General features: G+C 54.6%; 33 protein-coding genes and 1 pseudogene. 2 read left to right on the top strand and 32 right to left on the bottom strand.

Annotation, left to right across the window (positions count from 1 at the left end):
- Positions 1-228 precede the first annotated feature (228 nt).
- The gene (locus tag AO277_RS29190; RefSeq protein WP_236691321.1) at positions 229-588 is read right to left on the bottom strand and encodes a Ulp1 family isopeptidase; all 360 of its coding nucleotides are present in this window, start codon (positions 586-588) and stop codon (positions 229-231) included.
- A gap of 541 nt (positions 589-1,129) precedes the next feature.
- Entirely contained in the window at positions 1,130-2,485 is a 1,356-nt protein-coding gene (locus AO277_RS29185) for a hypothetical protein (protein WP_257214235.1), read from the bottom strand.
- A gap of 181 nt (positions 2,486-2,666) precedes the next feature.
- Here AO277_RS29185 and AO277_RS15705 point away from each other — a divergent pair.
- Positions 2,667-2,768: pseudogene (locus tag AO277_RS15705) on the top strand (helix-turn-helix domain-containing protein); the annotation flags it as partial.
- Positions 2,769-2,930: 162 nt separating this feature from the next.
- On the opposite strand, the gene AO277_RS15695 reads toward AO277_RS15705, so the two are convergent.
- The 4 genes from AO277_RS15695 to AO277_RS15680 form a co-directional block, all read right to left on the bottom strand.
- Complete coding sequence (locus AO277_RS15695) at positions 2,931-4,331, bottom strand: site-specific integrase (protein WP_044317516.1); 1,401 nt, start codon at positions 4,329-4,331, stop codon at positions 2,931-2,933.
- Complete coding sequence (locus tag AO277_RS15690) at positions 4,324-5,610, bottom strand: tyrosine-type recombinase/integrase (protein ID WP_044317517.1); 1,287 nt, start codon at positions 5,608-5,610, stop codon at positions 4,324-4,326. The genes AO277_RS15695 and AO277_RS15690 overlap by 8 nt, the downstream gene beginning before the upstream one ends.
- Before the next feature lie 132 nt (positions 5,611-5,742).
- Positions 5,743-6,291 carry a single-stranded DNA-binding protein gene (locus AO277_RS15685; RefSeq protein WP_044317518.1) on the bottom strand — a complete coding sequence of 183 codons (549 nt, stop codon included), beginning with the start codon at positions 6,289-6,291 and terminating at the stop codon, positions 5,743-5,745.
- Positions 6,292-6,300: 9 nt separating this feature from the next.
- Positions 6,301-7,695 carry an MFS transporter gene (locus AO277_RS15680; protein ID WP_002555459.1) on the bottom strand — a complete coding sequence of 465 codons (1,395 nt, stop codon included), beginning with the start codon at positions 7,693-7,695 and terminating at the stop codon, positions 6,301-6,303.
- A gap of 129 nt (positions 7,696-7,824) precedes the next feature.
- Between AO277_RS15680 and uvrA the strand changes: the two genes are divergently transcribed.
- Positions 7,825-10,659 carry an excinuclease ABC subunit UvrA gene (gene uvrA / locus AO277_RS15675; protein ID WP_002555460.1) on the top strand — a complete coding sequence of 945 codons (2,835 nt, stop codon included), beginning with the start codon at positions 7,825-7,827 and terminating at the stop codon, positions 10,657-10,659.
- A gap of 93 nt (positions 10,660-10,752) precedes the next feature.
- Here uvrA and bfr read toward each other — a convergent pair whose 3' ends face one another.
- The 26 genes from bfr to rplB form a co-directional block, all read right to left on the bottom strand.
- Positions 10,753-11,217 carry a bacterioferritin gene (bfr, locus tag AO277_RS15670; protein WP_044317519.1) on the bottom strand — a complete coding sequence of 155 codons (465 nt, stop codon included), beginning with the start codon at positions 11,215-11,217 and terminating at the stop codon, positions 10,753-10,755.
- Between the two features lie 154 nt (positions 11,218-11,371).
- Positions 11,372-12,817, bottom strand: coding sequence for a catalase (locus AO277_RS15665; protein ID WP_044317520.1), 1,446 nt, complete (start codon positions 12,815-12,817; stop codon positions 11,372-11,374).
- Positions 12,818-12,984: 167 nt separating this feature from the next.
- Complete coding sequence (gene rplQ / locus AO277_RS15660; RefSeq protein WP_002555463.1) at positions 12,985-13,371, bottom strand: 50S ribosomal protein L17; 387 nt, start codon at positions 13,369-13,371, stop codon at positions 12,985-12,987.
- Positions 13,372-13,412: 41 nt separating this feature from the next.
- On the bottom strand, positions 13,413-14,414 hold the full coding sequence (locus AO277_RS15655; RefSeq protein WP_044317521.1) for a DNA-directed RNA polymerase subunit alpha: 1,002 nt from the start codon (positions 14,412-14,414) through the stop codon (positions 13,413-13,415).
- Positions 14,415-14,436: 22 nt separating this feature from the next.
- Positions 14,437-15,057: a 30S ribosomal protein S4 gene (gene rpsD, locus AO277_RS15650; protein ID WP_002555465.1), complete on the bottom strand. Its 621-nt coding sequence runs from the start codon at positions 15,055-15,057 to the stop codon at positions 14,437-14,439.
- Positions 15,058-15,075: 18 nt separating this feature from the next.
- Positions 15,076-15,465, bottom strand: a complete 390-nt coding sequence (gene rpsK / locus AO277_RS15645; RefSeq protein ID WP_002555466.1) for a 30S ribosomal protein S11 — start codon at positions 15,463-15,465, stop codon at positions 15,076-15,078.
- Positions 15,466-15,495: 30 nt separating this feature from the next.
- Complete coding sequence (rpsM, locus tag AO277_RS15640; RefSeq protein ID WP_002555467.1) at positions 15,496-15,852, bottom strand: 30S ribosomal protein S13; 357 nt, start codon at positions 15,850-15,852, stop codon at positions 15,496-15,498.
- A gap of 130 nt (positions 15,853-15,982) precedes the next feature.
- Positions 15,983-16,099, bottom strand: coding sequence for a 50S ribosomal protein L36 (rpmJ, locus tag AO277_RS15635; RefSeq protein WP_002555468.1), 117 nt, complete (start codon positions 16,097-16,099; stop codon positions 15,983-15,985).
- 28 nt (positions 16,100-16,127) lie between these two features.
- The gene (gene secY, locus AO277_RS15630) at positions 16,128-17,462 is read right to left on the bottom strand and encodes a preprotein translocase subunit SecY (protein ID WP_002555469.1); all 1,335 of its coding nucleotides are present in this window, start codon (positions 17,460-17,462) and stop codon (positions 16,128-16,130) included.
- Complete coding sequence (gene rplO, locus AO277_RS15625; RefSeq protein ID WP_044317522.1) at positions 17,463-17,897, bottom strand: 50S ribosomal protein L15; 435 nt, start codon at positions 17,895-17,897, stop codon at positions 17,463-17,465. It lies immediately after the preceding gene.
- A gap of 3 nt (positions 17,898-17,900) precedes the next feature.
- Positions 17,901-18,077 carry a 50S ribosomal protein L30 gene (gene rpmD / locus AO277_RS15620; RefSeq protein WP_002555471.1) on the bottom strand — a complete coding sequence of 59 codons (177 nt, stop codon included), beginning with the start codon at positions 18,075-18,077 and terminating at the stop codon, positions 17,901-17,903.
- 2 nt (positions 18,078-18,079) lie between these two features.
- Positions 18,080-18,580, bottom strand: a complete 501-nt coding sequence (gene rpsE, locus AO277_RS15615) for a 30S ribosomal protein S5 (protein ID WP_003317099.1) — start codon at positions 18,578-18,580, stop codon at positions 18,080-18,082.
- 3 nt (positions 18,581-18,583) lie between these two features.
- On the bottom strand, positions 18,584-18,934 hold the full coding sequence (rplR, locus tag AO277_RS15610; RefSeq protein ID WP_044317523.1) for a 50S ribosomal protein L18: 351 nt from the start codon (positions 18,932-18,934) through the stop codon (positions 18,584-18,586).
- Between the two features lie 10 nt (positions 18,935-18,944).
- Positions 18,945-19,478 carry a 50S ribosomal protein L6 gene (gene rplF, locus AO277_RS15605; protein ID WP_002555474.1) on the bottom strand — a complete coding sequence of 178 codons (534 nt, stop codon included), beginning with the start codon at positions 19,476-19,478 and terminating at the stop codon, positions 18,945-18,947.
- Positions 19,479-19,490: 12 nt separating this feature from the next.
- A complete protein-coding gene (rpsH, locus tag AO277_RS15600; protein WP_002555475.1) occupies positions 19,491-19,883 on the bottom strand; it encodes a 30S ribosomal protein S8 in 393 nt (130 codons plus the stop codon).
- Positions 19,884-20,097: 214 nt separating this feature from the next.
- Positions 20,098-20,403 (bottom strand): 30S ribosomal protein S14, encoded by a 306-nt coding sequence (gene rpsN / locus AO277_RS15595; RefSeq protein ID WP_002555476.1) that lies wholly within the window; start codon positions 20,401-20,403, stop codon positions 20,098-20,100.
- A gap of 13 nt (positions 20,404-20,416) precedes the next feature.
- The gene (gene rplE, locus AO277_RS15590; protein ID WP_002555477.1) at positions 20,417-20,956 is read right to left on the bottom strand and encodes a 50S ribosomal protein L5; all 540 of its coding nucleotides are present in this window, start codon (positions 20,954-20,956) and stop codon (positions 20,417-20,419) included.
- A 20-nt stretch (positions 20,957-20,976) separates the two neighbouring features.
- Positions 20,977-21,291, bottom strand: a complete 315-nt coding sequence (gene rplX / locus AO277_RS15585; protein WP_002555478.1) for a 50S ribosomal protein L24 — start codon at positions 21,289-21,291, stop codon at positions 20,977-20,979.
- Positions 21,292-21,302: 11 nt separating this feature from the next.
- The gene (gene rplN / locus AO277_RS15580; RefSeq protein WP_002555479.1) at positions 21,303-21,671 is read right to left on the bottom strand and encodes a 50S ribosomal protein L14; all 369 of its coding nucleotides are present in this window, start codon (positions 21,669-21,671) and stop codon (positions 21,303-21,305) included.
- A gap of 23 nt (positions 21,672-21,694) precedes the next feature.
- Complete coding sequence (rpsQ, locus tag AO277_RS15575) at positions 21,695-21,961, bottom strand: 30S ribosomal protein S17 (RefSeq protein ID WP_002555480.1); 267 nt, start codon at positions 21,959-21,961, stop codon at positions 21,695-21,697.
- A gap of 2 nt (positions 21,962-21,963) precedes the next feature.
- Positions 21,964-22,155, bottom strand: a complete 192-nt coding sequence (rpmC, locus tag AO277_RS15570; RefSeq protein ID WP_002555481.1) for a 50S ribosomal protein L29 — start codon at positions 22,153-22,155, stop codon at positions 21,964-21,966.
- The gene (rplP, locus tag AO277_RS15565) at positions 22,155-22,568 is read right to left on the bottom strand and encodes a 50S ribosomal protein L16 (protein ID WP_002555482.1); all 414 of its coding nucleotides are present in this window, start codon (positions 22,566-22,568) and stop codon (positions 22,155-22,157) included. Before rplP ends, rpmC begins: the two co-directional genes overlap by 1 nt.
- A gap of 12 nt (positions 22,569-22,580) precedes the next feature.
- Positions 22,581-23,267 (bottom strand): 30S ribosomal protein S3, encoded by a 687-nt coding sequence (rpsC, locus tag AO277_RS15560; protein WP_003176422.1) that lies wholly within the window; start codon positions 23,265-23,267, stop codon positions 22,581-22,583.
- A 13-nt stretch (positions 23,268-23,280) separates the two neighbouring features.
- Positions 23,281-23,613: a 50S ribosomal protein L22 gene (gene rplV, locus AO277_RS15555; protein WP_002555485.1), complete on the bottom strand. Its 333-nt coding sequence runs from the start codon at positions 23,611-23,613 to the stop codon at positions 23,281-23,283.
- Positions 23,614-23,626: 13 nt separating this feature from the next.
- A complete protein-coding gene (gene rpsS, locus AO277_RS15550) occupies positions 23,627-23,902 on the bottom strand; it encodes a 30S ribosomal protein S19 (protein WP_044317524.1) in 276 nt (91 codons plus the stop codon).
- 16 nt (positions 23,903-23,918) lie between these two features.
- The gene (gene rplB, locus AO277_RS15545) at positions 23,919-24,743 is read right to left on the bottom strand and encodes a 50S ribosomal protein L2 (protein ID WP_044317525.1); all 825 of its coding nucleotides are present in this window, start codon (positions 24,741-24,743) and stop codon (positions 23,919-23,921) included.
- Positions 24,744-24,750: the final 7 nt, after the last annotated feature.

The following is a 24,750-nucleotide window of genomic DNA, read 5'->3' as shown; positions in this document are numbered from 1 at the left end:
CAACGATCAGATGAAATTTCATAACGGTCAGTCATGATGGCCCTCTTGGCAACCAGAGGACATCATTTTAACCAAGGCGACTTTTCAGACAAACCCTAGGTCAATCGTCCGCGTTGGAACTCAACGTAAAACCGGGAGCATACAAGGGGACGCCTGAGAAAACGGATTTTAAAGTACTTTAAGCTGATTTCAGTCGTCGTAATGGTCGAAATCTTCCTCCACAGCGCACTATTCGGTTCGTTTCAATATCTCGACGACATGATCCCGATTTGGTCTAACTCCTTTGAGGTCCATACCTTCAGGTTGAAATATCTGGCCGCTAACCGTCCTGCGCGCTAATGCCTCAATTCCAGTGAGAACATGGTCAGCGCACGAGTATGTGTCTCTCTGCCGAGCAATCGGCATGCCCATTGGGGCATTTGCTACACCCATACTCATTGCTATTCGTCTTGCCAAGAAGTACTGAGATGTATTAGTGGCGAGATGGGCTGTCTCGGGGGAAACCATTGAGTCATAGTGAAAGGCTTGTCCTGTTTGTCTATTGACGCAAAGCAGCGACCAGTGCTGATTATTATTATTTACAGGCATTAGCAGAATCGGTGGCGTATTGCGGCCTGTGAGATGAGGAAGAACTTCATTGCGTAGCCGTTGGTCTCCTTCTACCAAAAGTCGAACTTGTTGAGGATCAACGAAATTCAGTAGAGCCGCCAGAGGGTGACCTTGCAATTCTGCCTCAACGTATCTAGTGTATCTAACGATGTCACTGTCCCAAAGCCAAGGATCGTTAGCCAAACGTTGGATAATGTCAATGGTAGCCCTAGACGATGAACTGTCCACATCTAAAACTTCATGCTGTTGAGAGGGACCTGTGACGTCCTGGTAAGATAAGGAATTGATTGAAGAAAGATCGCCAAATATAGAGTCCGACATTTCTGTATCAGGCTGCTGTAAAGGCCCGGTTATTGCCTGCGGCGTATCTGGATCCCAGCCCCAACCTGACCAATCTGAATTTGGCAACGTAACAGATGAGTGCTCAAGTTGGGCTGACCACGAGTCTTGAGGTACCAGGGGCCAACCACTCAAAGGTGTGGGCGGAAACATTGAAGAATAGGAGGATTTCGCTGGTGAATCAGGGTACTGGTTTACGGATCCCCCCCGAAGCGGATGGCTCCGCTCCACCTTGGCTTTCAAGCCAAGACGGATGCAGGCTCAATTGGCTGAAGCCGGTAAAGCCGGAGACATGGTGGATGGAATCAGTCTGGGAGTCGGCCACCATTTGCCGAGCTCGACGTAGTGTTGTTCTCATAGTCCTGGCAAAGCTCGCGCTCTTTGCATGCGTATAGAGATCCAATTCGATATCCAAGCCTTCGTCCCTGTTTTGAAGACGGGACGCCAAGGATATCGGCGCGTGCCTTTCCTGTTGCAGCCAAGCACTAAACGAACGCAATGAGCTTGCCTGCACGGAGGCGCCATCTTCTTTACCGCGACGGTTAACCTTCCCGCCATATCCCTGCTTTCTCAACCAAACTGCAAATCGCTCACTGAGTAGCCGATCGGCCTCTGGAAGCACACGGGTGTTTCTCTTGACGGCATACACCTTAACTCCTGTAAGGTCAAAGTGTCGCAGATGCTTCAGTGCCGGAACCAGCTTGTCACGGCCCGTTGCTTCTTTGGTGTACATTCTAGCCAGGGCTGTCAAATGGCCCGAGTGCAGGCTATCCTCTTCGCACAACCCTTGTTCGCCCCTTTCACCGAGCCATGTGCTAAAGCGTTTCAAGTGATCTAAGTAACCTTTAGAGGTCACATCATCTTCGGGAAAAGCCTCACTGATTAGCCATTCATCTTCATTTGTAATTTGAATAGACTCCCGATCGAAGCCCTGGATAGTCACCGCTCCACTTTTGTTAGTGACCGACTCCCTAAGATAGTTCAATACCGTTAATGGAAAATGCCATTTTTGCGTCCGCGCTACAAATTCTTTTAGGTCCTCCGCTAGTCCATCATCAAACAGCCGGGCATGCAAACCAGGCTTGCCGGCCATCCTGAGCCAAGTGCTAAACTTAGTCAGGGTTTTTTTGTAAATTAGCACGGTGTTCTCGTTACTCTCACCAGCGTCGGCGCTTATATGAAACCTTGCGATGAGTTCCTCATCCTCCGGATATGGATTTTTTCTGCCGCCATTTCTAAACGATATATTTTCAAGGTGTTCGGGAACAGAATGCATCCCTGCTATTATCTCTGGCGTTTTTGAATGCACGTGCTGAGCATAAGCCTGTATTTCTGCTTGTTCAACTAGATGTCGGCCGCGGTATTCTTCTTGCTGAATGAGGTGCCGATGACTTTTCTGCCGGTCCTGTGACTCTATACCCTCGGCATGAACTGTCAAAGTGCTATCGAGTGGAGGGAGTTCTTCAGTCCCGATTTGCGCCTCTTGGAGTCTCCGGTATGCATCTAGATTGTTGCTCCAGTTGTTAAAGTTCCACATTGGATTATCCTTAAAGCCAAAGGTTTTAGCAAAAACCGTTCAGATTTAAACTATCACATACCGCATTTCATGCCAATGAGATACCACTAAAACCCGGTAATTGAATTATAGTTTTCTACTCAAAAGGAAAGGCGGCCGCAAAAACTGAGTGCAACACCCCTACCTCAGGTAAGGTGCGGCAATGTCTTATACCGAACTCAGCATAGAAGAACGCGTCGCCATTCAAATCGGACAATACCGAGATCTCAGTCAGCGAGAGATTGCTCGTCTGCTGGGGCGTAGTTGTAACGACCTGCAATCGAAATGGCCTCGACCTGCCCCCATCCGCTTCGACCTGCAATCGAGCACAGCCGACCAGGATTAATTGCGACTGAAGGCTGTCGACTGTGGCAACTATCGAGCTTAAATTCCTATCTTTTCGACACAACCTGACAAATCTATAGAATTAATCCTCAGGAAAAAGAACTTCGTCTGGTTTTATACGTAAGTGACCCATAAAACCACACGGTCCGTCGCGACCACAGTTTCCCATTGGCTTCATAGTTTCGTCGAAGCGGGGGTCGACAATGCGGCTCGTTGGGTCATCGCCACGGGTTGCCGCTGACTCGCTAATAATGACGGCGCCCGCAAAGGCGTGGGCGAGCGGAGCCATTCGAAGCGCCACGGCACGATCAATCCGCTCGATGATTTCCGGCGTAGCCTTTACATAGATTCCGACATTTTGAGTGTCGCTGTGGTCGAGCAATTCAGCGATGATCAGCTCGCCATGGCCTTCTCTTGCCGCAGACGTTGCCACTGTATGTCGTAGCCGTTTCGAGGTAATTTTGATGTGCTCGCCGGTTCGCTCCGAATACACCCGCAAAGCCTCAAAAACCGATCTGACTCTGTTACCGATTTCCTTAGGTGAAGTGTGTTGCTGAAAACCTGGACGAACTTTTTTTGTCGTCTTCTTTTGGGGAAACAGCGGCGCTTGCGATGGCCCAATGGTGAACTCGTCGCCATCCCCGAATCGTGTGCGCACACTACTCGCGTAGTCTATGAGCATTTTTCCGATGCTGGGGGTGATCAGTCGCTCCTTGAACTGCTCCCGTCGGGCCTCCGCCCGCCCCTGCTTAACCCTAGGCACACGAAGTACATACTCGGTAGCCCCATCAGCCTTCGTAATTTCCCTGACATCGCCTACCTTCAACATTGCGTATTGGATGTTCCTCTGTCCCAAGAGCAAACAAAGCCAGGCCAAAAGATAGTCATCCAGAGCAATCGTCCTGGCGGCAAAGGCATCGTTCAGTGCCACTTGCGTGGCCGAGCGCTCAATTTCAGTAAGCGGTCCTTTGAGCGGGTCCATCGTCAGGACTGCAGTGCCCTTGCGGTTCCCTTTGAGGCGAATACTTTTCAGAAAGTGCACGGCAGATTTCGTCACGCCAAGGACGCCCAAACCCTCCCATTTCTTGAAAAAGGCGCTCAAGGCTCCCAACTTCCACTCGGTTTCCTTTGTTAGGGAAGCTCGAAAGCTAGCGAGCGGCGGCGCATCGATGATGCTGACCGGCCGACCCTGAGCAGCAGATATCGATTCCAGCAATCGCCTAAAATGGTCAAACAGGTTTACAACCGTCATCGCCTCCGCGTTTTCGGCATACCACATCAAGGGAAATTTCGCAGCTGCGATTAACTCATCTGTCGCACATTCCCTTAGCCTCTCGAAATTCACACTGATTGAGTGGAGACCATCATGGAACGTCCAGCGCTTGGTTCTCGGATCGAAAACTGCTCCGCTGAGCGCCTTCACGGTGTGTGGCAGGGTCAGACTACCCAACGGTTGGCTGGTAATCGCTGGTTTTTCAGTCATCACTCAGTACACCCTCAACTTGCTTAGTTTGCATCGCCAAAGACACTTGCTGAGCTTTCAGCCGGACGTGCCGACGGGTGTAATTGACAGAGGTCTTCGAGGTCGGTGCCCACCCCATCAAGAACGAACGCATGCGCTCCTCTTCGGCTTCGGAGACCTTCGCTATGTCCATTATCTCCGAGAAGCGATCATTCCACGTGTGGCGAAGAACATGCGGAGTCACAGCATCGAACTCGCCATTAAATGCATTCCGAAGTTCGGCGAAGATCGCATTTACGGCACTGAGCGACAGAGGCGCACCTGTGCCCATGGCGATGAACAGGAATGGGTGAAGTCTTGCGCCCTCAGTGGTTCGGCGTGTGTTCGTTATGTATTCGTACGTCAGTTTGCAAAGGCCGGGGGACAACGGAATCTTTCGATCACGGGTCTTGACCAGTGGCTGGTCCTTTCGAGGGTCTTCCGGATCGTCTGCTCGCCTGACCACCGTCAGCTCCTCCGACTGAAAGTTAATGTCGGGAATCTTTACGTTCAACACTTCGCCGCGACGAAGGCCAAGCTCATAGAACCACCGCACCAGCAGAGCGTTTCGAATGCATGTGCCTTCTCCTTTCCAAGGATTCTCCGGCGATGTTGGCGACGTAATATTGAGAAGTCGCTCCGCCACCTTTGGCTGAAGCCCTTCCCGCTGCCCGACGGTATTCCGGCCTTTATGACGTGGCAGCCGCGCGTCCAGAGCATCTTTGCAGGACGTCCATTCATTCCAAAGCCGCTCACCCTCAGCCGCACCCGAGTGATAGCGAGCCATGTGGTATCTCACCAGCCAATCAAGATAGTCGCGGATGACCCGAATACGGTTAGCTGCGGTATGGCCCGCCACCTCAGTTGGTGCAGGTTGTCGTTGAACAAGGCGCACACTTTCCCCGGAGATTCTTCGAACGGATTTCTGGGAAGGAGGAATTGAATTTCGCTTCAGTTGATCAGCGACAGGCCGCTTGCAGTGCCGGACAAGTTCGTCGAGCTCGCTTAGACGAAAAACTCTGCTCTGTCGGATCCGCTGCTCAATATCAATCCCACTCGAGTCGAGGAATAGCTGCAATACCATGATCGACCGCAAGACTTGGCCAATCGTATTGCTCGCTCTGTTGGTAGCCCGAATCTCGCTGAGCACGTAAACAGACCGCTCGAATAGGGGAGCACCCGTGGCCAGTGCAATCAGCACCGGTAAGCGCTCCCCGGAAGTCAACACGAGTGTCTTTACCGCGTAGGGATTGAGGGCCATTTGTTTACACCTTCTAAAGGTAAACGCTTAACAAATGTAGCTCTTATCCCGCAAAAATCTGTAAACAATAAAAAAGCGAAGCCAAATCAATGGCTTCGCTTCACATGTTTACTGTTCTGAAGAACCTACACTTCAGAACGGAATATCATCATCAAAGCTATCAAAGTCAGCAGCTGGCTGCGGCGCTTGTTGTTGCGGCGCCGGGCGCGAGTCGCGCTGTGGCGGCTGCTGGTTGTAGTTCTGCTGCGGCGCCGATTGCTGAGGGCGCGACTGCTGTGGACGCGGTGCGGACTGGTTGTAGTTGCCGCCGCCCTGACCTTGTTGGGAGTCGCCTTGTGGACGGCCGCCCAGCAGTTGCATGGTGCCCTGCATGTCGACGACGATTTCAGTGGTGTAACGCTTGATGCCGTCTTTTTCCCATTCGCGGGTCTGCAGCTTGCCTTCGATGTACACCTGCGAACCCTTGCGCAGGTATTCGCCAGCGATTTCGGCGACCTTGCCGAACATCGATACACGGTGCCACTCGGTCTTTTCGACTTTCTGACCGCTCTGTTTGTCAGTCCATTGTTCGCTGGTTGCCAGACTCAGGTTGGTCACGGCGTTACCGTTAGGCAAGTAGCGAACTTCGGGATCCTGGCCGCATGTACCGACCAATATGACTTTGTTAACCCCACGGGCCATAACGTTCTCCTAGGCTTCGCACGCTTCTGACGCTGGATTTACCAGCTTTTCGAGAGAGGCGCGATCCAATAATTTTGTGTCGAGTTTTATGTAGATGGCTGCCTCTTCAGCAACCACCACTGCATCTGTCACGCCTGCTACGGACATCAAACGCTCTGCCAGGCCTGCTTCACGCTGCGCCTGCGGCGACAACGGCAGACGTAGGCTGGTCACGTAAGGCGGTTCTCGCATGGTCACTGCAAAGGCGAGCCAGACGGCGGCCATGGCTGCACCACCCAGGAACACCACATCGAGCCCGCCGTGCTGGAACAACCAGCCGCCCAGTATCCCACCTGCGGCCGAACCAAGAAACTGGCTGGTTGAATAAACTCCCATCGCCGTGCCTTTTCCGCCAGCCGGTGAAACCTTGCTGATCAGTGATGGCAGGGACGCTTCCAGCAGGTTGAACGCCGTGAAGAATACCACTGTCCCGATGACCAGTGCCCGCAACGTGTCGCCGTATGCCCAGAAGAATAGCTCAGCCAGCATTAAAACTGTGACGGCGCCCAGCAGAACGCGCTTCATTTGACGTTTCTTCTCGCCATAGATGATGAACGGGATCATCGCGAAGAAGGAAACCAGCAAGGCGGTCAGGTAGACCCACCAGTGCTCTTCCTTGGGCAAACCGGCTTTTTCGACCAGCGCCAGCGGCAAGGCCACGAAGCTGGACATGAGCATGGCGTGCAACACAAAGATACCCAAATCCAGGCGTAGCAGGTCGGGATGACGCAAGGTTGCCCCAAGGGCCTGTCTGGCAACGCCGGATTCGCGGTGCATCAACGGGCCATTGGCCTTGGGCACCACAAATGCGACGATCAGAAGACCCAGCAAGGCCATACCGCCTGTGGCCAGGAACAATCCCGAAAGGCCAAACATACCGGTGATCACCGGGCCCACCACCATGGCGATGGCGAACGACAGACCAATGGTCATGCCGATCATGGCCATGGCCTTGGTGCGATGCTGTTCGCGGGTCAGGTCAGAGAGCAAGGCCATGACCGCGGCGGAAATCGCGCCGGCACCCTGCAGGATGCGCCCGGCGATGATTCCCCAGATCGAATCGGCATTTGCCGCCACCACGCTGCCAATCGCAAAAATGATCAGCCCAAGGTAAATAACCGGTCGCCGTCCGATACGGTCGGAAATGATCCCGAACGGAATCTGCAGCACTGCCTGGGTCAGGCCATAAGCGCCAATCGCCAGACCGATCAGTGCAGGGCTCGCGCCCGCCAGGTCCATGCCGTAGGTTGCCAGAACCGGCAAAACCATGAACATGCCAAGCATGCGGAACGCGAACACCAGGGCCAGACCGCCTGCTGCGCGGGTCTCGCCGCTACTCATACGCTCGCTGTGGGTATCGTGCATGGAATAACCTCGTGTGAACCGGCGGCGATTCTACCAGTCCCATCGTTGTACAGCACATACGCGACGCTTTGCCGCGTAATGGCTCGGAGCCTTATACTCCGTCGTTTATGCCCGCCAAGCGAGGCCGCAGTGGACAAGATCCTGATACGTGGGGCACGAACCCACAACCTGAAAAATATTGACCTGACACTTCCCCGCGACAAACTGATCGTTATCACCGGGCTCTCTGGCTCAGGCAAGTCTTCACTGGCTTTCGATACGCTGTACGCCGAAGGGCAACGCCGTTATGTCGAGTCGCTGTCTGCCTACGCCCGGCAGTTCCTGTCGATGATGGAAAAACCGGACGTCGACACGATCGAAGGTCTGTCGCCGGCGATTTCTATCGAGCAGAAGTCTACTTCTCATAATCCGCGCTCGACCGTGGGTACGATCACCGAAATCTACGACTACCTGCGTCTTTTGTATGCGCGCGTCGGCCAGCCTCGCTGCCCGGACCACGATATCCCGCTGGAAGCGCAGACCGTCAGCCAGATGGTCGATCTCGTGTTGACCCAGCCCGAAGGCAGCAAGTTGATGCTGCTTGCGCCGGTTATCCGTGAGCGCAAGGGTGAACATCTGTCGGTTTTTGAAGAGCTGCGCGCGCAGGGCTTTGTTCGCGCGCGGGTCAACGGCAAGCTGTGTGAGCTGGATGAGCTGCCGAAGCTGGACAAGCAGAAGAAGCACTCGATTGATGTGGTAGTGGACCGTTTCAAGGTCCGCGCCGATCTGCAGCAGCGCCTGGCGGAATCCTTTGAAACCGCCTTGAAGCTGGCCGACGGCATTGCGCTGGTCGCGCCCATGGACGATGAACCGGGCGAAGAAGTGATTTTCTCTGCCCGCTTCGCCTGCCCGATCTGTGGCCATGCGATCAGCGAGCTGGAACCGAAGCTGTTCTCCTTCAACAACCCGGCCGGCGCATGCCCGACCTGCGACGGTCTGGGCGTAAAGCAGTTCTTTGATATCAAGCGGCTGGTAAATGCCGAGTTGACGCTTGCCGAAGGCGCGATACGAGGCTGGGACAGGCGTAACGTCTATTACTTCCAGATGCTGGGGTCGCTATCCAAGCACTACGGTTTTAGTCTGGAAGTGCCGTTCAAAGAAATCCCGGCCGACATGCAGAAAGTTCTGCTCAACGGCAGCGGCTCGCAGAGTGTCGACTTCCGCTATCTGAACGACCGCGGCGATATCGTCAAGCGCGCGCACCCGTTCGAAGGCATCGTGCCGAATCTGGAACGTCGCTACCGGGAAACCGAATCAGCGACTGTGCGTGAAGAGCTGGCCAAGTTTCTGGGCACGCAGCCCTGCCCTGATTGCCGAGGTACCCGCTTGCGTCGTGAGGCGCGCCATGTGTGGGTAGGTGAAAAGACCTTGCCTGCGGTGACCAATCTGCCGATTGGCGATGCCACGCATTACTTCGAAACGCTCAAGCTGACCGGACGGCGCGGCGAAATTGCCGACAAGATTCTCAAGGAAATCCGTGAGCGTCTGCAGTTTCTGGTCAACGTGGGCTTGGATTACCTGACACTGGATCGCAGCGCGGACACCCTGTCCGGCGGTGAGGCTCAGCGTATCCGCCTGGCCAGCCAGATCGGTGCGGGCCTGGTCGGGGTGATGTACATCCTCGATGAGCCGTCCATTGGCCTGCACCAGCGCGATAACGATCGTTTGCTGGGCACGCTCAAGCACCTGCGCGACATAGGCAACACCGTGATTGTGGTCGAGCACGATGAAGATGCGATTCGCCTGGCCGACTATGTGGTCGACATCGGCCCGGGCGCGGGTGTACATGGTGGTCATATCGTTGCCGAAGGTACGCCGGACGAAGTGATGTCGCATCCCGACTCACTGACCGGCAAGTACCTGTCGGGCCGTGTGAAGATTGCTGTACCCGCCAAGCGAACGCCGCGTAACAAAAAGCTCTCGCTGACGCTCAAAGGTGCGCGTGGCAACAACCTGCAGAACGTCAATCTCGATATTCCGATTGGTCTGCTGACCTGCGTGACGGGTGTTTCCGGGTCGGGCAAGTCGACGCTGATCAACAACACACTGTTTCCGCTGAGCGCTACGGCGTTGAACGGTGCCACGACGCTTGAGGCGGCCGCCCACGACAGCATCAATGGCCTGCAGCATCTGGACAAGGTCGTCGACATTGACCAGAGCCCTATTGGTCGTACGCCGCGCTCCAACCCAGCGACCTATACCGGACTGTTCACGCCGATTCGTGAACTGTTTGCCGGTGTACCGGAATCGCGTTCACGGGGCTACGGTCCGGGACGGTTCTCGTTCAACGTCAAGGGCGGACGCTGCGAGGCGTGCCAGGGCGACGGGCTGATCAAGGTTGAGATGCACTTTCTGCCGGACATCTACGTGCCCTGCGATGTGTGTAAGAGCAAGCGTTACAACCGCGAAACGCTTGAGATCAAGTACAAAGGCAAGAACGTACACGAAGTGCTGGAGATGACCATCGAGGAAGCGCGTGAGTTCTTCGACGCCGTTCCTGCACTGGCGCGCAAGCTGCAAACCCTGATGGATGTAGGACTTTCCTATATCAAGCTGGGGCAATCGGCGACAACCCTGTCAGGCGGCGAGGCGCAGCGGGTCAAGCTGTCGCGTGAGCTGTCCAAGCGTGACACTGGCAAAACGCTGTACATCCTCGACGAGCCGACCACGGGCCTGCACTTCGCGGATATTCAGCAGTTGCTGGATGTATTGCATCGCCTACGCGACCACGGCAACACAGTGGTGGTGATCGAGCACAACCTGGATGTCATCAAGACGGCGGACTGGCTGGTGGACCTGGGGCCGGAAGGCGGTTCAAGAGGCGGGCAGATCATTGCGACCGGCACACCTGAACAGGTCGCCGAGATGGAGCAGTCGTACACCGGGCATTACCTGAAGCCTCTGTTGATCAGAGACAGGGCTTAACCGGCGTTGCGAAAACGGGTCTGGCTTCGGTCAGACCCAGGTATAAAAAAGCTCCTGTCACGTAAGTGCAGGAGCTTTTTTATGGCTATCGAATCAGAACTGCGATTGCAGGTAGTTCTGCAGGCCAATGGACTTGATCAAGCCCATCTGCTGTTCAAGCCAATAAGTGTGGTCTTCTTCCGTATCGGCCAGTTGCACACGCAGGATTTCACGGGTCACGTAGTCACCGTGCAGCTCACAAAGCTCGATGCCCTTGCACAGCGCAGCACGAACCTTGTATTCCAGACGCAGATCGCTGGCGAGCATCTCAGGCACTGTGGTGCCGACATCCAAGTCATCCGGACGCATGCGTGGCGTGCCTTCAAGCATCAGGATACGACGCATCAGCGCATCAGCGTGTTGTGCCTCTTCTTCCATCTCGTGGTTGATACGCTCATAGAGCTTCGAAAAGCCCCAGTCTTCGTACATGCGTGAGTGAACGAAATATTGCTCACGAGCCGCCAGTTCGCCCGTGAGCAACGTGTTGAGATAATCGATTACTTCGGGGTGGCCTTGCATCGCACCAGACTCCTGCTTCAAAGCCGATAGTTTGACCCAAGCGCCGCGCAAGGTCACTGAGAAAAACGCAATAAACCGACGAAAAGTGGCGAAATTACGCCGTTAAGAAGCGAAAAACCGCCCAAATGAGGGCGGTTCTGTTTCTCACTTCGACTCAGCCCAGTTTTATACCCAGAGCGTTGGCAATGCCTTCCCCGTAGGCCGGGTCAGCCTTGTAGAAATGCTGCAACTGACGCTGCACGATGTCACTGGAAACACCCCCCATCGCGCCGGCAATGTTACTGATCAGCAGCGCTTTTTGATCAGCGCTCATCAGGTTGAACAACTTGCCCGCCTGACTGTAGTAATCGACGTCCACGCGATGATCATGACGACCTGCGGCACCACTCAAAGCCAGCGCAGGTTCTGCGTAGCGGGGATCTTCCTTCGGCGCATCCGAATAGCTGTTTGGCTCATAGTTCGGAGCCGCCCCGCCATTGGTACCGAAGGCCATCGACCCGTCACGCTGGTAGCTATGCACTGGGTTTCTCGGTGCATTGATCGGCAATTGCTGGTGATTGGTACCTACGCGATAGCGATGTGCATCGGCGTAAGCAAACACCCGCCCTTGCAGCATGCGGTCCGGTGACAAGCCAACCCCGGGCACCATATTGCTGGGACCAAACGCTGCTTGCTCAACCTCGGCAAAGTAGTTGAGCGGGTTACGGTTCAGCTCCAGTTCACCTACTTCAATCAGCGGATATTCCTTCTGCGACCAGGTCTTGGTCACGTCGAACGGGTTCTCGTGGTGGTTCGCAGCCTGGGCTTCGCTCATCAACTGAATGCAGACCTGCCACTTGGGGAAGTCACCCCTCTCGATAGCAGTGAACAGATCGCGCTGGGCGTAATCGGGATCAGTACCCGCAATGCGCGCAGCCTCGGCTGGCGTGAGGTTCTTGATGCCCTGCCGGGTCTTGTAGTGCCACTTTACCCAATGACGCTCACCTGCTGCGCTGATAAGGCTGTACGTATGGCTACCAAAACCGTGCATGTGACGATAGCCGTCCGGAATGCCTCGGTCCGAGAACAGAATAGTGACCTGGTGCAGCGCTTCAGGTGAATGCGACCAGAAATCCCACATCATTTGCGGGCTTTTCAGGTTGGTTTGCGGAAGACGTTTCTGCGTGTGGATGAAGTCAGGAAATTTCAGAGGGTCACGGATAAAGAACACTGGCGTGTTGTTACCCACGATGTCCCAGTTACCTTCCTCGGTGTAAAACTTGATTGTAAAGCCGCGCGGATCCCGTTCAGTATCCGCCGAACCACGCTCACCACCTACAGTGGAGAAACGCAGAAAAATCGGGGTCTGCTTGCCGACCGTGTCGAACAGCTTGGCGCTGCTGTATTGGCTGATATCACGGGTAACGGTGAACGTGCCATGAGCACCCGATCCTTTGGCGTGGACACGACGCTCCGGAATATTTTCACGGTTGAAATGAGCGAGCTTTTCGATCAGGAGGAAATCATCGAGCAGTAAAGGACCACGCGGGCCTGCCGAGCGAGAATTCTGATTGTCGGCGACTGGTGCACCGCTGGCGGTCGTAAGGGTATTCTGACTCATGTAAGTCTTCCTCTGGTGTGTGTAGCCGGTTGATTGGCTTGAGAGGAAGTATTGTGGAAAACTATTGCAGCGTCGAATTCATTAAGCCATGACTATCGATAGGTTTTTTAAATCCCAGACAACAAAAAACCGGGCGCAAGGCCCGGTTTCTTGTTCAAACTGATGTCTTATTCAGCGGCTTCTACAGAACCACCGACAGGACGATCAACCAACTCGACGTACGCCATTGGCGCGTTGTCGCCAGCGCGGAAACCGCACTTGAGGATACGCAGGTAGCCGCCCTGACGGGTTGCATAGCGCTTGCCCAGATCGTTGAACAGCTTGCCGACGATTTCTTTCGAACGAGTACGGTCGAAAGCCAGACGACGGTTAGCAACGCTGTCTTCCTTGGCCAGGGTGATCAGCGGCTCGGCAACGCGACGCAGTTCCTTGGCTTTCGGCAGGGTAGTTTTGATCAGCTCGTGCTCGAACAGCGACACCGCCATGTTTTGAAACATGGCTTTACGGTGAGAGCTGGTACGGCTCAGGTGACGTCCACTTTTACGATGACGCATGGTTCATTCCTTACCAAACTCGCGTTCGGTGATTACGACGATCAGGCCGTAGCCTTGTCGTCCTTCTTAAGACTTGCCGGCGGCCAGTTGTCGAGGCGCATGCCGAGGGAGAGACCACGAGAAGCCAGAACGTCCTTGATCTCGGTCAAGGATTTCTTGCCCAGGTTCGGAGTCTTCAACAGCTCTACTTCGGTGCGCTGAATCAGATCGCCGATGTAGTAGATGTTCTCCGCCTTAAGGCAGTTGGCCGAACGCACGGTCAGTTCCAAATCGTCAACCGGACGAAGCAGGATCGGATCGATCTCGTCTTCCTGTTCGATTACCACTGGTTCGCTGTCGCCTTTGAGGTCCACGAACGCAGCCAGCTGCTGTTGCAGGATGGTTGCAGCGCGACGGATAGCCTCTTCAGGGTCCAGAGTACCGTTGGTTTCCAGATCAATAACCAGCTTGTCCAGGTTAGTACGCTGCTCGACACGGGCGTTTTCCACCACGTATGCGATACGGCGAACCGGGCTGAACGAAGAATCAAGCTGCAAGCGACCAATGCTGCGGCTTTCGTCTTCATCGCTTTGACGCGAGTCTGCCGGCTCATAACCACGACCACGAGCTACGGTGAGCTTCATGTTCAAGACGCCGTTAGACGCCAGGTTAGCGATTACGTGATCGGGGTTAACGATCTCGACATCATGATCCAGCTGAATATCGGCAGCGGTAACCACCCCCGAACCCTTCTTCGACAAGGTCAGCGTAACTTCGTCTCGACCGTGCAGCTTGATAGCCAGACCTTTAAGGTTCAACAGGATTTCAATGACGTCTTCCTGTACACCTTCGATGGCGCTGTACTCATGGAGTACACCGTCAATCTCGGCCTCGACTACTGCACAGCCGGGCATGGAGGACAACAAAATGCGGCGAAGCGCGTTGCCCAGGGTATATCCGAAACCACGCTCGAGAGGCTCGAGAGTGATCTTGGCGCGGGTTGGACTGACAACCTGCACATCAATATGGCGGGGTGTCAGGAACTCATTTACCGAAATCTGCATGGATGCACCTATTTTCTAGCCCTTACTTGGAGTAGAGCTCGACAATCAGGCTTTCGTTGATGTCGGCGGATAGATCACTGCGAGCTGGAACGTTCTTGAAAACGCCCGATTTCTTCTCAGTGTCTACTTCTACCCATTCTACGCGGCCACGTTGGGCACACAGATCGAGAGCCTGGACAATACGCAGCTGATTCTTAGCTTTTTCGCGGATAGCAACAACGTCGCCAGCACGAACCTGATAAGAAGGAACGTTAACGGTTTTGCCGTTTACGCTGACCGACTTGTGCGAAACCAATTGACGGGATTCGGCACGCGTCGAGCCGAAGCCCATGCGGTATACAACGTTGTCCAGACGGCATTCGAGCAGTTGCAGCAGGTTCTCGCCTGTTGCACCTTTCTTGCCGGCGGCTTCTTTGTAGTAGCCGCTGAACTGACGCTCGAGAACGCCGTAGATACGACGGACTTTTTGCTTTTCACGCAGCTGAGTACCGTAATCGGACTGGCGACCGCGGCGTTGGCCGTGGATACCTGGAGCTGCTTCGATGTTGCACTTGGATTCGATAGCGCGAACGCCGCTCTTCAGAAAGAGATCGGTGCCTTCACGACGAGCAAGTTTGCATTTTGGACCAATGTAACGAGCCATTTCTTACAGTCTCCTGGATTACACGCGGCGCTTCTTCGGCGGACGGCACCCGTTGTGCGGGATTGGCGTCACGTCGGTGATGCTGGCGATCTTATAGCCACAGCCGTTCAATGCACGGACAGCGGATTCACGACCTGGGCCTGGACCCTTGACATTGACGTCGAGGTTCTTCAGACCGTACTCCAGCGCAGCTTGACCAGCACGCTCAGCAGCTACTTGAGCAGCGAACGGGGTGGACTTGCGCGAACCACGGAAACCCGAACCGCCGGAGGTAGCCCACGAAAGAGCGTTACCTTGACGATCGGTAATGGTGACGATTGTGTTGTTAAACGACGCGTGGATGTGGGCGATGCCATCAACCACTGTCTTTTTAACTTTTTTACGAGGACGAGCAGCAGGTTTTGCCATGACTAAATTCCTGTCGTTGCGCTGGTGCGATTACTTGCGGATCGGCTTACGCGGACCTTTGCGAGTACGCGCGTTGGTCTTGGTACGCTGACCGCGTACTGGAAGACCACGACGATGACGCAGACCGCGGTAGCAGCCCAGGTCCATCAAGCGCTTGATTTTCATGTTGATTTCGCGACGCAGGTCACCTTCAGTGGTGAACTTCGCCACTTCGCCACGCAGCTGTTCAATCTGCTCGTCGCTCAGATCTTTGATTTTCACCGCCGGGTTTACACCGGTGGTTGCACAAATTTTCTGTGCAGTGGTGCGACCAACACCATAGATGTAGGTCAGCGAGATAACAGTATGCTTGTTATCTGGAATGTTAACGCCTGCAATACGGGCCATTCAGTGGGACTCCAATTGACAGCTACATACGCCCCGGAAGCCAAGAAATAGGGCGCGAGATAATATCGCTGTAGTAACAAATAATCAACCCAGCAGCGCACTAGCTGCTGGGCTTAAGCACAAATCACAATCAGCCTTGGCGCTGCTTATGACGTGGTTCCGCGCTGCAAATTACTCGAACCACACCTTCGCGGCGAATAATCTTGCAGTTACGGCACAGCTTTTTCACCGATGCACGAACTTTCATCACCAACTCCTCGAACCTTAGGGGTGCTTCAGCGCAGCATACCGCCGCTGCCACCGTAGCCCTTCAGGTTGGCTTTCTTCATCAGGGATTCATACTGGTGCGAAACGAGGTGAGATTGCACTTGCGACATAAAGTCCATCACAACCACGACCACGATCAGCAACGAGGTCCCGCCAAGGTAGAACGGTACGTTTGCCGCAACCACCAGAAACTGGGGAAGCAGGCACACGGCCGTCATATATAGAGCACCGAACATGGTCAAGCGAGTCAAAACGCCATCAATATAGCGCGCCGACTGCTCGCCTGGACGAATACCCGGAATAAAGGCACCGGACTTCTTCAGGTTTTCCGCTACGTCTTTTGGATTGAACATCAACGCCGTATAGAAGAAGCAGAAGAAAATAATCCCTGCACTAAACAGCAGAATATTCAACGGCTGACCAGGAGCGATCGACTGCGAGATGTCCTGCAACCAGCCCAGACCTTCAGACTGACCAAACCAGGACCCCAACGAAGCCGGAAACAGCAAAATGCTGCTCGCGAAAATGGCTGGAATAACGCCAGCCATGTTCACTTTCAGCGGCAAGTGGCTTGTCTGTGCAGCGAAGACCTTGCGGCCCTGCTGACGCTTGGCGTAGTGAACAGCGATACGACGCTGACCACGCTCAATAAACACCACGAAACCGATGATCGCTACCGCCAGCAAACCGATAGCAACCAGAGCGAAGATGTTGATATCACCCTGACGCGCAGACTCGAAAGACTGCCCAATTGCTCTCGGAAGACCAGCGACGATACCTGCGAAGATCAACATCGAGATACCGTTGCCGACACCGCGCTCGGTAATCTGCTCGCCCAGCCACATCATGAACATCGCACCTGCCACGAAGGTAGTTACGGCGACAAAGTGGAAACCCAGGTCCCCAGAAAACGCGACTCCCTGACTCGCCAGACCAACGGACATGCCGATAGCTTGAACAAGAGCCAGGACAACGGTGCCATAGCGGGTGTACTGGCTTATCTTGCGACGGCCAGCTTCACCTTCCTTCTTCAACTGCTCCAGTTGCGGGCTGACGGCGGTCATCAACTGCATGATGATCGATGCCGAAATGTACGGCATGATCCCCAGCGCAAAGATGCTCATCCGTTCCAGCGCGCCACCGGAAAACATGTTGAACAAGCTAAGAATGGTCCCCTCATTCTGTCGAAACAGTTCTGCGAGTCGGTCAGGGTTAATACCTGGAACCGGGATGTGTGCGCCTATTCGGTAGACGATAATCGCCAGGAACAGAAAACGCAGACGAGCCCAGAGTTCAGACATACCGCCTTTGCCGAGCGCAGAGAGAGCACCTTGCTTAGCCATTTATTCCTCGAACTTGCCGCCAGCTGCTTCGATAGCCGCACGCGCACCTTTGGTGGCGGCGATACCCTTGATAGTGACAGCGCGAGTAACTTCGCCCGACAGCATGATTTTCACACGCTGAACGTTCTGGTTAATCACGTTGGCATCTTTCAGGGACTGCACAGTTACGATGTCGCCTTCCACTTTAGCCAGCTCGGACAGACGCACTTCTGCGCGGTCCACGGCTTTCAGGGAAACGAAACCGAATTTTGGCAGGCGACGATGCAGCGGCTGTTGGCCGCCCTCAAAGCCCGGAGCAATAGTGCCACCGGAGCGGGAGCTTTGACCTTTGTGGCCACGGCCACCGGTCTTGCCCAAACCGCTACCGATACCACGGCCCGGACGATGCTTTTCGCGACGGGAACCCGGCGCTGGACTCAGATCATTGAGTTTCATCGATTAACCCTCGACTCGCAGCATGTAGTAAGCCTTGTTGATCATCCCGCGATTTTCGGGAGTATCCAGGACTTCTACAGTGTGACCGATGCGACGCAGACCCAAACCCTTAATGCACAATCTGTGATTAGGGATGCGGCCGGTCATGCTTTTGATCAGCGTTACTTTAACGGTAGCCATGATCAGATGATCTCCTCAACACGCTTGCCACGTTTGGCAGCGATGGACTCAGGAGACTGCATGCCCTTCAAACCCTTGAAAGTGGCGTGAACCACGTTTACCGGATTAGTCGAACCGTAGCACTTGGCCAATACGTTCTGGACACCAGCAACTTCCAGCACTGCGCGCATAGCGCCGCCAGCGATGATACCGGTACCTTCAGAAGCAGGCTGCATGTACACCTTCGAGGCGCCATGAGCAGACTTCATTGCGTACTGCAGGGTAGTGCCGTTCAGATCAACCTGAATCATGTTGCGACGAGCAGCTTCCATCGCCTTCTGGATCGCAGCAGGCACTTCACGTGACTTGCCACGACCGAAGCCAACGCGCCCTTTACCATCACCCACTACGGTCAACGCAGTGAAAGTGAAGATACGGCCGCCTTTTACGGTTTTGGCCACGCGGTTAACTTGAACCAGCTTCTCGATGTAGCCTTCGTCGCGTTTTTGGTCGTGATTTGACATAACTTAGAACTCCAGCCCGCCTTCACGAGCAGCATCAGCCAGCGCTTTGACACGGCCGTGGTACTTGAAGCCAGAACGGTCGAAAGCGACTTGCGATACACCCGCGGCTTTCGCGCGCTCGGCGACCAGCTTGCCAACCTTAGTGGCCGCGTCGATGTTGCCAGTGGCGCCATCACGCAGTTCATTGTCCAAAGTCGAGGCGCTTGCCAGGACTTTGCTGCCGTCGGCCGATATGACCTGGGCATAAATGTGCTGCGAAGAGCGGTGCACGCAGAGACGCACGACTTCTAGCTCGTGCATTTTCAGGCGTGCTTTGCGAGCGCGACGCAGTCGGGTAACTTTTTTGACGGTCATTTGCTATGCCCTACTTCTTCTTGGCTTCTTTACGGCGGACGACTTCGTCTGCGTAACGCACACCTTTGCCTTTGTAAGGCTCAGGACGGCGGAAGTCGCGGATCTCAGCGGCCACTTGACCAACCAACTGCTTATCGATACCGCGAATCAGGATATCGGTCTGGCTGGGGGTCTCAGCGGTGATGCCATTCGGCAATTCGTAGTCCACTGGGTGCGAGAAGCCAAGTGCAAGGTTCAGTACCGTGCCTTTTGCTTGCGCCTTGTAACCAACACCGACCAGCTGGAGCTTGCGCTCGAAGCCTTGGCTCACGCCTTGGACCATGTTGTTTACCAGTGCACGAGTGGTGCCTGCCATTGCGCGGGTTTGTTGATCGCCATTGCGAGCAGCGAAACGCAGCTCACCAGCTTCTTCAACAATCTCAACGGACGAATGGATGTTCAGTTCTAGAGTGCCCTTGGCACCCTTCACCGAAAGCAGCTGGCCGACGAGTTTGACTTCGACGCCGGATGGCAGCTTAACGGGGTTCTTAGCGACGCGTGACATGCTTATCCCCCCTTAGAACACAGTGCAAAGCACTTCGCCACCGACACCGGCAGCGCGCGCAGCACGATCCGTCATCACACCTTTACTTGTGGAGACGATAGACACACCAAGACCGCCACGAACTTTCGGCAGATCATCGGAGGACTTGTACTGACGCAAGCCTGGGCGGCTGACGCGCTTAACCTCTTCGATGACCGGACGGCCTTCGAAGTACTTAAGCTCGATGGACAGCGAGGATTTAACTTCGCTGCTGATCTGATAACCCGCAATATAGCCTTCGTCCTTCAGGACTTTTGCTACAGCAACCTTCAACGTGGAAGATGGCATGCTTACGACGGGCTTTTCAGCCATCTGGGCATTACGGATACGAGTTAGCATGTCCGCTAACGGGTCCTGCATACTCATGGGCTAGACGCTCCTAAAACAAAATAATTAGCCTTGCGGCTACAGCTTGATCGCCGAGAACTTCCGGGCAAGTAAAAACACGGGCTCAGGCGAGCCGACAATTCTAGTCCTACCCCGGAAATGAATCAAGCCCCAAAAGGGGCTTGATTCAAATTCAGGCACCGTCCCGACCGGTGACTTGCGTAGCCGGCGGGAGGGCGCGAGAGGTGTCGCCTTACCAGCTGGCTTTAACCAGACCTGGAACGTCGCCACGCATTGCTGCTTCACGCAGCTTGTTACGGCCGAGGCCGAACTTGCGGTAGACGCCGTGTGGACGACCAGTGATGCGGCAACGGTTACGCATGCGCGCAGCGCTTGCGTCACGTGGTTGCTTCTGCAGGGCTACGGTCGCTTCCCAACGTGCTTCTGGACTTGCGTTCAGATCAACGATGATAGCTTTCAGCTCTGCACGCTTCTTGGCGTACTTGGCAACGGTGAGCTGACGCTTCAGCTCACGGTTTTTCATGCTCTTCTTGGCCATTTTCCTACTCCAATCAGTTGCGGAACGGGAATTTGAAAGCACGCAGCAATGCGCGGCCTTCGTCATCGTTCTTGGCAGTGGTGGTCAGGGTAATGTCCAGACCGCGGAGAGCATCGATCTTGTCGTAGTCGATTTCCGGGAAAATGATCTGCTCTTTCACGCCCATGCTGTAGTTACCACGACCATCGAAGGACTTGGCATTCAGGCCGCGGAAGTCGCGAACCCGAGGCAGGGAGATCGACAGCAGACGATCCAGGAATTCATACATACGATCGCGGCGCAGAGTCACTTTGACGCCGATCGGCCAACCTTCGCGGACTTTAAAGCCAGCGATGGATTTCCGAGCGTAAGTCACAACGACTTTTTGACCGGTGATCTTTTCCAGGTCAGCAACAGCGTGCTCGATGACTTTTTTGTCGCCGATCGCTTCGCCCAGACCCATGTTCAGGGTGATTTTGGTAACGCGCGGAACTTCCATCACGTTCGAAAGCTTAAGTTCTTCCTTAAGTTTCGGAGCGATTTCCTTCCGGTAAATCTCTTTTAGTCGTGCCATGGTCTTCTACCTAGCAGTGTTCAAGCATCAACCGCTTTTTGGGTCGACTTGAAGACACGAATTTTCTTGCCGTCTTCAACTTTGAAACCAACGCGGTCAGCCTTGTTGGTTGCGCCGTTGAAAATGGCGACATTGGAAGCGTGCAGTGGCGCTTCTTTCTCGACGATACCGCCCTGTACGCCCGACATCGGGTTTGGTTTGGTATGACGCTTCACCAGGTTGATCCCACCAACGACCAGACGGTCGTCAGCGAGAACCTTGAGCACCTTACCGCGCTTACCTTTGTCTTTGCCGGCGATCACGATGATCTCGTCGTCACGACGAATCTTTTGCATGTCGGATCTCCTTAAAGCACTTCAGGGGCGAGCGAGACGATCTTCATGAACTTCTCAGTACGAAGTTCCCGGGTCACTGGCCCAAAGATACGGGTACCGATCGGCTCTTGCTTGTTGTTCAACAGAACAGCAGCGTTGCCGTCAAAGCGGATGATGGAGCCGTCTGCACGACGAACACCGTGGCGAGTGCGGACTACAACTGCAGTCATCACCTGGCCTTTTTTCACCTTACCGCGCGGAATTGCTTCCTTGACGGTCACTTTGATGATGTCACCGATACCAGCGTAACGACGATGGGAGCCACCCAGCACCTTGATGCACATAACGCGGCGTGCGCCGCTGTTATCGGCCACATCGAGCATGGATTGAGTCTGAATCATATAATTTCTCCGACCCCTAGCCCTTAGACTTCCACAGCGCGTTCGAGGATATCAACCAACGCCCAAGACTTGGTCTTGGCTACCGGACGAGTTTCACGAATCGTGACCTTGTCGCCGATATGGCATTGGTTGGTTTCGTCGTGCGCGTGCAGCTTAGTCGAACGCTTAACGTATTTACCGTAGATCGGGTGCTTTACGCGACGCTCGATCAGAACGGTGATGGTCTTGTCCATCTTGTCGCTGACAACACGGCCAGTCAGCGTACGGACAGTTTTTTCGGCTTCAGCCATGATTACTTACCTGCCTGCTGGTTGAGCACAGTTTTCACGCGAGCGATGTCACGCTTAACTTGCGAGAGCAGATGAGACTGCCCCAACTGGCCAGTTGCTTTCTGCATACGCAGATTGAACTGGTCGCGCAGCAGGCCGAGCAGTTGCTCGTTCAGCTGCTGTGCTGATTTTTCACGAAGTTCATTCGCTTTCATCACATCACCGTCCGCTTAACAAAGGAGGTGGCGAGCGGCAGCTTTGCAGCAGCCAGGGCGAAAGCCTCACGCGCCAGCTCTTCAGTAACACCCTCGATTTCATACAGGACTTTGCCTGGCTGAATCTGGGCAACCCAGTACTCCACGTTACCCTTACCTTTACCCATCCGAACTTCGAGTGGCTTTTTGGTAACAGGCTTGTCCGGGAACACACGGATCCAGATCTTGCCGCCACGTTTAACGTGACGGGTCAGAGCACGACGCGCTGACTCGATCTGACGAGCGGTGAGACGACCACGAGCAACAGACTTCAGCGCGAACTCGCCGAAGCTGACTTTGCTACCGCGCAGTGCCAGACCACGGTTGTGGCCGGTCATCTGCTTGCGGAACTTCGTACGCTTTGGTTGCAACATTTGGCGTACCCCTTACTTAGCAGCTTTTTTACGAGGCGCTGGTGCTTGTGGTTTCAGTTCTTCTTGGCGACCACCAATTACTTCGCCTTTGAAGATCCAAACCTTTACACCGATCACACCGTAAGTGGTGTGAGCTTCGTAGTTGGCATAGTCGATGTCGGCACGCAGGGTGTGCAGTGGCACACGACCTTCGCGATACCATTCAGTACGTGCGATTTCAGCACCGCCGAGACGACCGCTCACTTGGATTTTGATGCCTTTGGCACCAATGCGCATGGCGTTCTGAACAGCGCGCTTCATAGCGCGACGGAACATTACACGACGCTCCAGCTGCTGAGCTACGCTCTGCGCAACCAGCATACCGTCGAGCTCCGGCTTACGGATCTCTTCGATATTGATGTGCACAGGCACACCCATTTGCTTGGTCAGGTCCTGACGCAGTTTCTCAACATCTTCACCTTTCTTCCCGATAACGATACCTGGACGAGCGGTGTGGATGGTGATACGTGCTGTCTGAGCCGGACGATGGATATCGATACGGCTGACGGACGCGCTTTTTAATTTGTCTTGGAGGTACTCACGCACTTTCAGATCAGCGAACAAATAGTCCGCATAAGTCCGACCGTCTGCGTACCAGACGGAGGTGTGCTCCTTGACGATTCCCAGGCGAATGCCAATGGGATGTACTTTCTGACCCATCTCTTCGACTCCGTTACTTGTCAGCAACCTTGACAGTGATATGGCAAGACCGCTTGACGATGCGATCAGCACGGCCTTTAGCACGTGGCATGATGCGCTTCAGCGAACGCCCTTCGTTGACGAAAACGGTGGAGACCTTAAGGTCATCAACGTCTGCGCCTTCGTTATGCTCGGCGTTGGCTACAGCCGACTCCAGCACTTTCTTCAGGATCTCGGCGGCTTTCTTACTGCTGAAAGCCAACAGGTTGAGCGCTTCGCCCACCTTCTTCCCGCGGATCTGGTCGGCGACCAAGCGGGCTTTCTGGGCGGAGATTCGAGCGCCCGACAACTTAGCGGCTACTTCCATCGTTCCTTACCCCTTAACGCTTGGCTTTCTTGTCTGCCACGTGCCCACGATATGTGCGGGTACCGGCAAACTCGCCTAGTTTATGGCCGACCATGTCTTCGTTCACGAGAACTGGAACATGTTGACGACCGTTATGCAGTGCAATGGTCAGACCGACCATTTGTGGCAGGATCATCGAACGACGCGACCAGGTTTTAACTGGTTTGCGATCGTTCTTTTCCGCCGCCACTTCGATCTTCTTCTGTAGGTGAAGATCAATAAAAGGACCTTTTTTCAGAGAACGTGGCACTGTCGTATCCCTCTATTTAGTTGCGACGACGGACGATCATTTTGTCGGTACGCTTATTACCACGAGTCTTCGCGCCCTTAGTCGGGAAGCCCCACGGCGATACCGGATGACGACCACCAGAGGTACGACCTTCACCACCACCATGTGGGTGGTCAACCGGGTTCATGGCAACACCACGAACGGTTGGGCGAACGCCACGCCAGCGTTTGGCACCCGCTTTACCCAGCGAACGAAGGCTGTGCTCGGAATTCGAGACTTCGCCCAGCGTTGCACGGCACTCAGACAGTACTTTACGCATTTCACCGGAGCGAAGACGCAGGGTTACGTACACGCCTTCACGAGCGATCAGCTGTGCCGAGGCACCAGCGGAACGAGCGATCTGTGCGCCTTTACCTGGCTTCAGTTCGATGCCGTGTACGGTGCTACCAACTGGAATGTTGCGCAGTTGAAGAGCGTTGCCCGGCTTGATTGGTGACAGAGCACCTGCAATCAGCTGGTCGCCAGCACTCACGCCTTTAGGGGCGATGATGTAGCGGCGCTCGCCGTCTGCGTAAAGCAGCAGAGCAATGTGAGCAGTACGGTTTGGATCGTATTCGATACGCTCGACGGTGGCAGCGATGCCATCCTTGTCGTTGCGACGGAAGTCGACCAAACGATAATGCTGCTTATGGCCACCACCGATATGACGGGTAGTAATACGACCATTGTTGTTACGACCACCAGACTTCGATTTTTTCTCGAGCAGCGGTGCGTGAGGAGCGCCTTTATGCAGCTCCTGGTTGACCACCTTGACCACAAAACGGCGGCCAGGGGAAGTCGGTTTGCATTTAACGATTGCCATGATGCAC

Origin of the sequence: Pseudomonas amygdali (assembly GCF_002699855.1) — a bacterium.
GTDB lineage: Bacteria > Pseudomonadota > Gammaproteobacteria > Pseudomonadales > Pseudomonadaceae > Aquipseudomonas > Aquipseudomonas amygdali.
Note: the sequence above shows the minus strand (reverse complement) of the source record. Positions and strands in the feature narration are given on the sequence as shown.